General features: G+C 35.9%; 10 protein-coding genes. 6 read left to right on the top strand and 4 right to left on the bottom strand.

What is annotated here, in order from left to right:
- The first annotated feature begins 82 nt into the window (after positions 1–82).
- Positions 83–481 carry a hypothetical protein gene (locus DPC56_RS04800; protein WP_112093929.1) on the top strand — a complete coding sequence of 133 codons (399 nt, stop codon included), beginning with the start codon at positions 83–85 and terminating at the stop codon, positions 479–481.
- Between the two features lie 135 nt (positions 482–616).
- Here the strand turns inward: DPC56_RS04800 and DPC56_RS04795 are convergent, their stop codons facing one another.
- Complete coding sequence (locus DPC56_RS04795) at positions 617–1468, bottom strand: nuclease-related domain-containing protein (protein ID WP_112093928.1); 852 nt, start codon at positions 1466–1468, stop codon at positions 617–619.
- 91 nt (positions 1469–1559) lie between these two features.
- Here DPC56_RS04795 and DPC56_RS08115 point away from each other — a divergent pair, with 91 nt between their 5' ends.
- The 3 genes from DPC56_RS08115 (at position 1560) to DPC56_RS04785 (ending at position 5800) form a co-directional block, all read left to right on the top strand.
- The gene (locus DPC56_RS08115) at positions 1560–1787 is read left to right on the top strand and encodes a hypothetical protein (protein WP_146737612.1); all 228 of its coding nucleotides are present in this window, start codon (positions 1560–1562) and stop codon (positions 1785–1787) included.
- Positions 1751–2071 (top strand): hypothetical protein, encoded by a 321-nt coding sequence (locus DPC56_RS04790; protein ID WP_112093927.1) that lies wholly within the window; start codon positions 1751–1753, stop codon positions 2069–2071. The genes DPC56_RS08115 and DPC56_RS04790 overlap by 37 nt, the downstream gene beginning before the upstream one ends.
- 108 nt (positions 2072–2179) lie before the next feature.
- On the top strand, positions 2180–5800 hold the full coding sequence (locus DPC56_RS04785) for an Eco57I restriction-modification methylase domain-containing protein (protein ID WP_112093926.1): 3621 nt from the start codon (positions 2180–2182) through the stop codon (positions 5798–5800).
- Here DPC56_RS04785 and DPC56_RS04780 read toward each other — a convergent pair.
- Genes DPC56_RS04780 through DPC56_RS04770 form a run of 3 tightly spaced genes read right to left on the bottom strand, consistent with a single transcriptional unit; the run spans position 5797 to position 7986 of the window.
- Positions 5797–6234 (bottom strand): hypothetical protein, encoded by a 438-nt coding sequence (locus tag DPC56_RS04780; protein ID WP_112093925.1) that lies wholly within the window; start codon positions 6232–6234, stop codon positions 5797–5799. The two genes, DPC56_RS04785 and DPC56_RS04780, sit on opposite strands and share 4 nt — an antisense overlap.
- Complete coding sequence (locus DPC56_RS04775) at positions 6203–6844, bottom strand: HEPN domain-containing protein (protein WP_112093924.1); 642 nt, start codon at positions 6842–6844, stop codon at positions 6203–6205. The genes DPC56_RS04780 and DPC56_RS04775 overlap by 32 nt, the downstream gene beginning before the upstream one ends.
- Positions 6845–6849: 5 nt before the next feature.
- Complete coding sequence (locus DPC56_RS04770; protein ID WP_112093923.1) at positions 6850–7986, bottom strand: hypothetical protein; 1137 nt, start codon at positions 7984–7986, stop codon at positions 6850–6852.
- Positions 7987–8836: 850 nt separating this feature from the next.
- Here DPC56_RS04770 and DPC56_RS04765 point away from each other — a divergent pair.
- Positions 8837–9397 carry a hypothetical protein gene (locus DPC56_RS04765; protein WP_112093922.1) on the top strand — a complete coding sequence of 187 codons (561 nt, stop codon included), beginning with the start codon at positions 8837–8839 and terminating at the stop codon, positions 9395–9397.
- A 49-nt stretch (positions 9398–9446) separates the two neighbouring features.
- Positions 9447–10325, top strand: a complete 879-nt coding sequence (locus DPC56_RS04760) for a fimbrial biogenesis chaperone (protein ID WP_112093921.1) — start codon at positions 9447–9449, stop codon at positions 10323–10325.
- Positions 10326–10958 lie beyond the last annotated feature (633 nt).

Below are 10958 nucleotides of genomic sequence, written 5' to 3'. Positions count from 1 at the left end.
ACCCGATGATTAGCCGCGCCCGAGCGAAGCGAGGGCGCGGGTATTATTATTTTTTTAACACAATCTTGGGAGGTGAATGTTATTGTCAGGTTTTGAAAATTTTCAAAGGGTAACCAAGATTACGGAAATTAAAAATGAGTTAAAGGAATATGACTTTGAAATGAAATTGTTGAAGGATGCTGAATCGTACCTTGCAGTAGCAGGTGATGGCGAAGCACTATACATATTCATGATACTATTACCGTACAAGGAAGAGTTCAAAATACTCAAAAGGCACATTTGGAGGTTCAAGACACTTGCCTACAAATTCAAAGCAAAACCATACCTTGTAACATACAATATAATGACAACGATATACCCATTGCACGCATTAGAAGACGCAGGAAAACACTTCATTTTAGACACGGAAAAATCCAAGGGCCTAATGTTCTCATTCGACACAATAGTATCAAAGCAGTTGCAAGAAAGACTCACAATCTAATTTATTTTTTCCTGGACCTTAAAGAAAGAGAATGCCCCCCTTCTTTAGGGGGGATGCCATTATCTCTTATGTAACAATCTATAGATGTAAATTTGTTACATAAGATTCGTAGAAAACATTAAAAAAAGCTTGTTTTTACATGAACGAGACTTCTGCGCTGTATTGGCTAAGTAATTCGGTGGCTTTTTCTATGGAGTCTTCTGTAAATCTTCCTTTTTTGCTCATGATAAATTCTGGTATTTCTTCAGGTTGTAAAACCGAATAGTGTTCTGTTAGTACCTTGTGGGGCTTTTGGCTTGTTAGTGCAACGATGGCATGTACCCATGGCCTCATATCAATATTATCTGATAGGAAGTCTCTTAGGATTAATGCATTAGCTTTTGCTTGTTTGCCCGGTTTTTTAGTTATTCTTTTTTCTTTTTTAGGATTTAGTGTAGGGCCCTTTTTCAAGTACCATTCGTCTCCTTTTATTATGTATTCGCCTTCATAATTTTTGGTCTCGATTACGAGTATCCCGGTAGGCCCGATAACTACATGATCAATGTTTCCTCTGCTCCCAGGCAATTTCACATCATTAAAAACGACATAGCTTTGCGGTAATGTTTCTAGGTAATGGCTTACTATCTTTTCTCCTTCTAATCCTTTCTTCCAACTGTATCCCTTGCTCTTAGCATATGTGAATGTTAGAATTCCTATCAAAAAGAGCATGCCTATTGCAGATCCCATTATTAGTCCAATGATGCCTATTATGCTCATAACAGCCCCTAAAATTTCTATTAATGTATATTCACGGCTTCTTATTTCAGTGTAACTTCTTCGCAACCTTATAGTCTCTCTTATCGGCTCTTCAGATTCTATTTCTTCATAGTACTCCTCTAGGCTCTCATAATACTTGAGTCTGTTTCCACATTCACAAAATTCGAATATCTCCTCCTCATCTTCAATTTCATAGTAAACGTTACATTTGTCACATATTAAACAAGGCATAACAACCCCCCACCACACTAAAAAATCAACTACAAAAAAATATTCTCGCTTTCCAAATTAATTTATTTTTTCTACAATAGACTATTGTAACATGCCAATAGACTACAATAGACTACCAATAATCTACAATAGACTACAATATTATATTGTAGAATCTACAATAGACTACAATATGAAATTCTTAGAGTCCATGATCAAATGTTATGAGCGCAAATACAAGCGCAATGATCGCCAATACACCACAAAACAATACACCATAAACCTAAGAAAAGATGACGTGGAATGCAGGCTTTTGAATGTGAGGAGAAAGTTTGCATAATCCCAAAAACCCAATTCCAAAAACTTGTAGAGAACCAGGAAAAATACAGGAAAATAGTAGAAGAAAACAGGAAATTAACAAATCAATTAAGCCAATTACAGGCAGACTATGAAAAATTAAAAAATGAACATAAACACCTACAAGAAGTATTCAAAAAAAGAGAAAAGGAAGTCAGCCACCTGCAAAACGAAGTAGAAAGACTACAAAACAGAAGCATAATAGAGATCATCCTAGAAAAACTAACCAAAAGAAAAGCAATAGAAGGGTCCACCAAAGAAAAATAATGTCATCACCTGAACAATTCCGGAGTCAAATTAAGATTTTCAATTGTTTTCATAGCCAATTCAAGATTCTCATGAACTTTCACAACATCTTCAAGAGGGGGGCATTTAGTGGAATTGCTAAAGGTCAAAGAAGAAATGACAGAATTGATAGAAAAGTATGAGGGGATTGATGATAAAAGGAGCTATAGTGAAGCTAATGTAAGGAAAGATTTCATAGACCCCTTCTTTAAAATCCTTGGATGGAATGTCAGAGACTCAAATGAATATAATGCCGAAGAATACGTCCGTGGAAGAGGATATGTGGATATAGCGCTCAAAATAGATAATAGACCTGTTATTTTTGTTGAAGCTAAAAAATTTGGTGCAATCCCCCGAAGAGAACCGCAGACAACACTATATGGTAATGTTACTATCGATTGGACCGATGAAGAAAGGCAAGCTTTGAATTATGCAGGAAGAGACCTTGAGGTGAAATGGGCTGCCTTGACAAATTTTGAAAAGTTCAGGCTATTTAACGCTTATACAGGAGAAGTTGTCCTCGACATTGAAAAACCTGAAGAATACCTTGAAAGAATAGACGACATAATCCTCTTATCCAAGGAGAACGTTAAAGGTGGCGAGATAGACAAGATCCAGGAGAGGATAGAGAGGCCAGATATCGATGAAGAATTCTTGAACTTGATGAGGCAGTGGAGAATGCTCCTTGCAAGGGAAATAAATGAGAAGTTCCCGGAGATGGATTTTGAGGAGATAAACTTTTATGTTCAGAGAATATTGGACAGACTTGTCGTGATAAGGTATGCTGAGGACAAATGGGTCCTTGACAAACCAGACCAACTCAAAAGACTCCTAGATTCTTACAAAGGTACAGATTATGTTGATTTATCATCATTATTGATAGGTTTCTTTGATGGTTTTGACAAGATACACAACACAAAGATCTTCGAAAAAAACGAGAAGATAGACGAGATACTCAAGAGAATCGATGACGGTATACTTGCAAGTATAATAGAAGAGCTTTACATGCAGAATTTCAGAAAATTCAAATCAGACATCCTCGGGAACACCTATGAGGCCTACCTCGCAACCAAACTCAAAGAAGAAGATGGTAAGATAAAGTTGGAGTCAGATGAAGAGGCAAGGAAAGGCATGGGAATATACTACACACCAACACACGTTGTAGAATACATCGTTGAAAACACACTAGGAATTAAACTAGAGAAAATCTGGAAAGAAGTAAGCAGACTACTAGACAATGGAGAATATGATGAGGCCATTAAAAGGTTCAATGGGATCGAGGATATTAAGGTTCTTGACCTTGCATGCGGTTCAGGATCATTCCTAATCAAAGCCTACGACTTCTTCGAAAAATACTACAAGAAATACAAGAAAAAAATAGAAAAAATCAAAGAGAAGATCCGAAAAGAAAACCAGGGCAAACATGTTAAAATAACAGATGCCAACATCCTCAATGAACTAGACAGGCCACTGAAAAATTATAGATGGAAGATATTGAAAAAGAACCTTTATGGTGTCGATTTAGACAAGGCAGCAGCCGAGATAGCCTCAATAAACCTAATGTTAAAAGCCTTGAAAAGAGGGGAAAAACTGCCACTAATCCTCGAAGAAAATATAAAAGTTGGAAACTCCATCATAACAGGAGTCGAAAACAAAAAAGAATTACTAGAGCATGCTAAAGAAATAAAAAGAATGATAAGGTTGAGAGAAAAAATAAAAAGGGAAGAAGACCCGGAAAAGAAGAATAAACTCGAAAAAGAATACAAAAAAATAAGAGAAGACCTAGAAGAGAAAATAAACGAGAATCTTTATGAATATTTCGAAAACCCAAACGAACACAAACCATTCAACTATGAACTCGAATTCCCCGAAGTATTCTATGACAAAGAAGGAAACCTAAAAGAAAACGGAGGCTTCGATGTCATCATTGGAAACCCACCCTACAGGAGACAAGAAAAAATAAAAAACATAAAACCATACCTCAAAGACCAATACGAGACTTATACAGGCACAGCCGACCTCTACACCTACTTCATGGAAAGAAGCCTAAAATTCCTAAACAAAAAAGGACTATTCTCATTCATAACATCCAACAAATACACCAGAGCAAAATATGGCCAGCCAATAAGAAAATGGATCCAAAACAACTTCACAATCAAAAAATACTATGACTACACAGGCACAAAAGTATTCAAAGACGCCACAGTAGACCCCGCCGTGATAGTAATAGAAAACAAACCCCCCACGCGCAAAGACAAAATAAAAGTCAACGAAAGCTTCTACATGCCACAAGAACACCTAGACGAGAAAACATGGACCTTCGAACCAGAAAAAACCTTCAAGATAAAAGAAAAGATAGAAAAGATTGGCAAACCACTAAAAGAATGGAATATAAATATTTACTATGGCATCAAAACAGGTTTTAATGAGGCTTTCATCATCAACGGCCAGAAAAGAAGAGAAATATTAGATGCTTGCAGGACAGAAGACGAGAGAAAAAGAACAGAAAAGATAATCAAACCAGTCTTAAGAGGAAGGGATATAAAGCGTTATTATTATAATTGGAAGGATATTTGGATAATCTTAGCAAAATTTGGTTTTTATAAAGAAGCACATCTTTATCCTTCAATTGTAAAACATTTATCAAAGTACGAAAAAGAGCTGAAAAATAGAGGACAATGCAGATACACCCGCGCTGGTGAAAGTCAAAAGAGTAGAGATTATCCAGGCCAACACCATTGGTTGGAATTGGATAATAACCCAACAGAAGAATATTTACAAGAATTTGAAAAGGAAAAAATCGTATGGCAAAGAATAACACAGCGATTTTCGTTTTCTTTAGTTCCAAAGGGCTTATATGCCTTAGATTCAATGGCTTTTATGACAAATGCTAATATCAAGTTTTTAGTTGGGGTTTTAAATTCAAAATTAGTAGATTTTTATGTTAGAACTTATGTTCATCAATACGGAGACAAGGGATTTTTACTTTCAAACCAATATGTTGAACGTATTCCCGTTCCCCCCATTACAAAAGAAAATAAAAACCTTGTGGAGAAGATAGAAGGTTTTGTTGATCAGATTTTGGTTTTGAATAAGCAAAGGCAATTTCTTATTAAATCTTTTAGGGCTCTTGTTGAAAATATAGGCCAGGGTAGGATGAATAGTCCTCTAGGCCAATATCTCAAACCCAAGAATGCTCCTGATTATTCTATCAACTTGGTTGAAACGAAGAGGTTAATAGATGATGAAAAGGTGGGCCTTCCAAGATTTTATAAGGTTAAGGGTTATGGAGATTCTCTGATAATTTCTGTAGGTTATGATGACGGTCTAGTAGAAGATGTGATACAAATAGTCTTTGAAGATCCCGTGATAAAGGAGTTTTTCCATTTTGCAATAGCATCTGCTGTGGAGGGTAAAAAGAAGGCCTACAGGAGCCAGAAAAAGATCCTTGAAACCCTACTAGAAGACATAAAAGTTCCAAGGTCCACAAGAAACAAAAAAAGAGACGTTGAGAACATAAAAGCCTTGATGGAAATCCTCAAAAAAGAATACGAGAAAAAAGATTTCAAAGATTCACCTGCTAAAACCATGAGTCTGCAAGTACTAGATGATAAAATCAGAGAAGTTGACGAGAAAATAGACGAGCTTGTCTATAAGCTTTATGGTTTCAGTGAAAGTGAAAAGGAGGAAATAGAAAAGAAGTTACTTTAATTCAGCCATGGATAATGAGTTCCACGGATAGCTAATTTTAGATCATCTTCTTGGGTACTTTCAATGATTTCCACGATTTCTTCCACGCCTAGGGTTTTTAGTAGGCAAGCTCTTAATATCAATTTAAGTAATTCATTTTCGAAGAGGTAATTATTAGAGCATATTGTGGGGTATACCTTGTCTTCGTCTTTAAATTTATGGGGACATCTAAGTTCCTTATTCAGTTTCCCGCCATGTGCTATCAAATGTCTTGTATAAGTTGCAGCCTTGAAAAAAATACATATAAAGTTAGCAAAGTCCTTATCCTTGACATTGTTAAGTAAATTTTCCTTATTATCTCCAAATCCTCCCAATGCTTTTTCTATTTTATCTTCTGGAATCTTGTCATAATATTCTCTGGGTCTATTTAATCCGAGTGTTTTTTTCTTCTCCAATAAGGATTTCAGCGATTCTTTCTTCTTTTAATCTTGTGATTTCCAACAGACATGCCCTAAATATTAAACGTAATAGCTCATTTGCCTTGATAAACTCTTCAGGTTTTTCAAATACATGCTTCTTCCTTGAAGGATGTGCTATTGAAGCATGTGCTATTGCATTCCTTGTATCCTTTGCGCGTTCGAAAAATTTGTCTAAGAATTGTTCATAATCGCCGTTCCAAAGTTCTTCCAAGCCTTCTTTAAGCTCCTCTCCAAATCGATCAAAAACTCTTTCATAAACAATACCAATTTTATCCTTCGTCCTCTTTAACTTTTCAAGTATGTATACATTCTCTTTGGGGAATTGTTCGTCATGCCAACGTTCAAGCCCGGCCACGTACATAAAAAGCTGTAGCTTGGCATGATTTACAAAAAATGAAGCATCAATGTAAAAAGATAAAAGATCGTCCCATTTTTCCCATTTTTTGGAAAAAGAGTCAAAAATGGATTTAATTTCATCATCCTTAATAATTTGACATACATCAAAAATTTTCCATCTATCCGTTGGTTCTATTGGTTTAGGAAATCTACCATAAACTTCAACCTCTTTACTGTCTATTTCTCCCACAAAATTCAGGTGTAGATAGGTGTGTCGAATAAAATAGAAAGCACTTCTTGGATATTACGTATAATCTTTGTAGATTCTTGTAGGTTCATTGGTTTTGAAGTAATCAGTTTAATTGAAATCTTTTTCTCTGAAAATGAGATCGAGATTGTATGACCATTAAATGGCACCTTTATAGGCTCCATTTCACACTGAATATTTGGAATTATTGTTTCTAGCCAGTCAAATTTAATTTCCTCTTCTCTAAATGCGCCTCCTACAATCATAAACTTAGGTGACAGCTCCTCTATTTTTACTTCCATTAATTGCGTTTCTCCTAGAAGGCACTGAACGTATGGAATATGAGAATCGAGAAGTGTAACTATAGTGTCTTTATGTTTTGCATACAACACATTGACGAAACGGTCATCAAAAACGCTTTTAAAAGAGATATTCTTTTTATCTATGGGCCCGGAAAAGGTTTTATTGCATATGCTCCATTTAGCTTTATAATCAGTCCATGATTGGGAATGTTTTTTCAGTTTTTTAGACAATCTTTTTTCACATTCTTCGACGACCTTTTCTGCTATATTTAGTCCTTTTTTAGAAATGTCAAGAATATTTCTTCTTCCATCTTTTGTACAGAATATCATCCACACTTTGTCTTCATCATTTTCTCTCTTTAAATGTCTTTTTTGTTTAGAAATTTCTTCCTCATTAAAATTGCCAGATACCTCATATGTTCCAAACATGGTAGAAAATGTAATTCTATAAGTGCATTTTTCTTTTAGAGCGAGCGAGTCTTCCATTTCTACTTTAATTTTAAGATCATCAGGAAATCTCCTATGAACTACCAAATTCCTTAAGTCCGCCAAGACATCTTTAACTTCTTTTTCATCCTTTTCTAAATTATTAAAAACCTTTTTTACAATTTCATCTCTGAATTTCTTAACTTCTTCCTTTCTGTAATATTTCTTGAGTTCTCCATAGATTTCATTTGCTAAAAAATAAGATTTGTCGTTGACAATTGACTTCCATGCAGAAACAAATGCGCTGAAATTAAAAAAGAAGAGATTTCCTTTATGGTCCTCTGATGCCTTTTTCATACATTTATAGAAATGTTTGGCTTCTTCAAGCTTAAGACGTGTGTGAGGCAGCAATTCCATTTTTTCACCTTGAAATTTAGTCTCCCAAGCTAATCTACTGGGAATACAATTTCTGTTACAAATTTACTCTCCCTCATTTTTTTGACTTGTAATGATTGTAATAAAATACTCTCCCAACATTTAATATTTAGTGAATTAATTTTTCATAAAAGTGATGGTTTGATTTCTGTTAGTGTGTGGATTTCGTCTGTAAACATAGGCTATATCTCCCCTGCCTATAGTGATAAGCAGTGGATTTCGATTTGTAACAGGAATGTACCCCCACCACGTGACAGACACTAAATTTCGATTTGAAAGTGGGTTTCGCAAGGCGAATATTATATATCTTATGTAACAGTAAAATATATATATAATATATATAATAATTACATAAGATATTTTCTACAAGCTTTAAATCAAAAACTATCATTCTATTTGCATTTTATTGGCATGAAATAGAATCTTCATTTTTTATTTGTTTTTTTATCTTAGTTTACAAGTTTTTCAAGTCGAAATTTGGTGTGTGTATCCCATGGTCATGTAATTTTTCAAGTCGAAATCTACTCCCTTTTATGCACCCCCCACTTTTTACATCTTTTTTTACAAGTCGAAGTTTAGTGTCTCCTTCATGGGTGGAATCCTATCTGAAATTTAGTAATACTTGTTTTCAAATCGAAACATATATAGAAAATCGCCTTGCCAATGCCAAGGAATCTACCAAGCCACCCCATTCAAATTAGAAGTTTATCAAAAATAAAAGTTTTTAGGCGGAGGGACTCCACTATCATCACCTTTTAAAAACTTGTGAGAATCTTCACAACAAACTTTTTTTTTAAGTGAAATCTAGCTTTGCATTAAGGGGGTGTGATTTATGCGGAGTTTCGCCCCGCTATTCTTATTGGCTGCGATAATGATGTCCATTGTCGGCATGGCCTATTACCAGCCAGTAACAGCACAAGCATCAGAATCAACTACACAAACTTTACAAGCCAATGTTTCTGATACAATCGCAATTACAGCTACATGGGCTGGCACTGAAAATGGTACAATAAATTTAGGTAACGTTCCTGCAGACAACTTCGAAAGAAGCTGGGAAGGTGGAGACACTGCTGAACAGGTCCACACATATTCTAACGTGGCCATAGACCTCTATGTAAGGGCTGCAGGCGACTTGACAAAGGGTGCCGATAAAATAGCATTAGATAACCTTAAATATGATGGTTATGCTAATGACACACTTCAAAAAACCGCCTTTGATACTACCTATGCGCTTGTAAAAGCAGGTTGGGGTCCACCATCACAAGGAGCACACCTTACAGTGCCTGTTGACCTCTTCTTGACTGTGCCATTTGCAACGCCACCAGGAGTTTACACGACAACGATATACCATGCAGCTGTCCAGGCAGGTGGAACAGAACCAACAACACCATAAAATTTATAATTTCCCATTTTCTTATTTTATTTTTTGAGGTGAAAAAGGGATGAGAAGGGCAATTATAACTTTAATATTATTGGTGTTTTTCTTGTCCTCTGTTTCTGCTGTGAATTTGCTAGTTTCACCCACGCGATTCGAAATAAAAAATACTACACATTTCTCTGGGAAAGTTACAGTGGAAAATTTTGGGAATGAGACAATAGATGTCACCGTTGACAAGAAAAGGATCTTGAAGGATAAAACACACCTACTACTTGTTGACGGCGGCGCCTCTGACTGGATAAAAATCAAAGAGACAAAATTCACTCTAAGACCAAAGGAACATAAGGATGTCCATTTTGAGGTGAATGTACCCTCAAATTACAATTACAGGGACTCTGTAGGAGCTTTGGTTATAAGGGCAACTCCAAAGTCGACTCCCCAAGCTAAAGGTGGCGGGACACAATTTGTTATAATGCAAGGCGCAGAGGTCATAGTTCCTATCGTCATCGGGTTGCCAGGGCCCATCAAAGAATCTCTTAAACTCGAAAAATTCAAAGTCCCACTTATAATTATAACACCATTACCTGGAGAATTCCGGTATACACTTAAAAATACTGGTAACACCTACCAGAACTTCACAGGGACAATAACTTTAAAAGGATGGTTCACCAACGCTAAAATCAACTCTAAAGGAGGAGTCTATCCCGGAGATGAATATACTGATGTTGTCACATGGCGGCCTGGCCTATGGGATCTTGGAATATACCATGCAGATGCAAAGATAGAATATGGAATATATAATCCGCAAAGGCCGCTTGAAACCACAAGCCAGGTTATAGTGATACCAGGATGGCTTATAGTATTGATAATCTTGTTGATTGTTTGGAGATTCCTCAAAGGAAAGAAAATGCCAATAAAAATCAAAATAGAAAGGGAACAATAGAGGAGTAGTATCCAGTGAAGTAGTTTGTAGGGCAACTTTTCAAAGTTTTCCTTTAAATCATCGTCCCTCCAAAAAAGGTGTGCGCTCATCATAGGTATGGTTAGACACTTTTCCAGTTTGATTTTAATCAAGATTACACACAGGGTAGGAAAATGATTAGGAGCCAGAACCCCGCCGAAAATGGATTCGATTAAGAAAAGTTTGTGTAATCTTCGTGGTCTAAAAATATAAATTAGGGAAGAGGCATACATGCCCCGACTGCCCATCTAATCTTAGAAGATGGGAAGATTTTTAGTATTGAGATCTCGCGAGAAAGATATTGTGAGCAAAGAAATTTTTGGATTTTGCTGTGAGGCCCATTAAACGGTTTAAGTTATAATGAGCGTTGGAGGGGGTTTCAGGACATTGAAAACCCGATAAGTTTCCCCATAACATAATGTGAAAGCTTTATTTTCTCCTGTTTGCAAAATCCCCTTTCTGAAATAAGATATGCAAGTTGGATAAGGACTTAAATATCATGCACTAATAAAGTGAGTGTGTGAATTTCGCTTGTAAACAGGAATGTAGCCTTCAGCATTTTAATACTTAGTTGATTGATTTTTCATAAAATGTGTAGTTTGATTTCTGTTAGTG

It is taken from the genome of Methanothermobacter tenebrarum (genome assembly GCF_003264935.1).
Lineage (GTDB): Archaea > Methanobacteriota > Methanobacteria > Methanobacteriales > DSM-23052 > Methanothermobacter_A > Methanothermobacter_A tenebrarum_A.
Note: the sequence above shows the minus strand (reverse complement) of the source record. Positions and strands in the feature narration are given on the sequence as shown.